The 876-nt window shown below is 66.6% G+C and carries 1 protein-coding gene; it reads right to left on the bottom strand.

The genetic code is table 11. From position 1 onward, the window contains the following. Window positions 1-512 precede the first annotated feature (512 nt). Window positions 513-779 carry a hypothetical protein gene (locus tag RNB18_RS50665; protein ID WP_311604685.1) on the bottom strand — a complete coding sequence of 89 codons (267 nt, stop codon included), beginning with the start codon at window positions 777-779 and terminating at the stop codon, window positions 513-515. Window positions 780-876: the final 97 nt, after the last annotated feature.

Here is an 876-nt window from a genome sequence, read left to right as displayed (position 1 = left end):
AGCCCCGGCAGTCCACGTGACCGCCGGGGCTTCCGTGTGCCCACAGCGGGACGACCAGCGGGCGGAGCCATGACGGAATGACGGTTCTACCTACTTTTTCGGATGCACGTAGAAAAGTAAGAGAAAACCGAACCAGACGGCCCGACCGTCATCCCGTCATGCTCGGCCCGGTCCGGGAATCTGCCGCTCTCTACAACAGGTAGGAGGGCGAGCGGCCCCCCGAGCACACCGCCGAGCGGGTGCCCGAGGAATTCGCCGCTCTCTACAACAAGTGAGGGCGGGACTACCGCGCACCCCATCGACCCGGAACGGGCGGACCGAGTGCCCGACCCTCACCAGCTCTGCCCGTGCAGCACGCACCCCGCCCGGGGTGGCCGCAGTGGTCGTGAGGCAGAGCGCGGGGGATCACACCGCCCACCAGTAACCGGCTCGTCCGCGAGCCGCTGAACGGGGTTGCAAGCCCGTGTGGTCCCCCTACCAGTCGAAGCCTGTGACTCAAGCTGACTGGGTCATCAGAGAACGCCGAAGGCGATCTTGTTGAGAAGGCCCTGAGTACCGGAGGCCACCGCATTGTTGTTGTACAACGCCTGGGTGCTGCCGGGGGCTACCAGGGGCCCGGCTCCGTAAAAGCCCGGGTACACCGCCGGATAGCCACCCGGATACGGCTCGGCGGCGTTCGGGGCTGCTTCCGACGAGTCGGCATACGCGGTGGCGGTGGGCGAGATGACAGCTACTCCGATGAGAGCAGCGGCGGCAAGTGCGCGCTTGGTTGCGTTCATATCGAGTCGAACGATCACTCGTCGTTCGCGTTACGCCCGAAGCCGGCGAGGACGACCAAGCCCGCTGACCCAACGGCAGAGGTGCGCGGTACCGGCC

Origin of the sequence: Streptomyces doebereineriae (assembly GCF_031845645.1) — a bacterium.
Classification (GTDB): Bacteria; Actinomycetota; Actinomycetes; order Streptomycetales; family Streptomycetaceae; genus Streptomyces; species Streptomyces canus.
This window is presented reverse-complemented; position numbering and strand designations above follow the sequence as displayed.

Coding starts and splice junctions, on each gene's coding strand:
- RNB18_RS50665 (WP_311604685.1), bottom strand. CDS start 779: ATGAACGCAACCAAGCGCGCACTTGCCGCCGCTGCTCTCATCGGAGTA.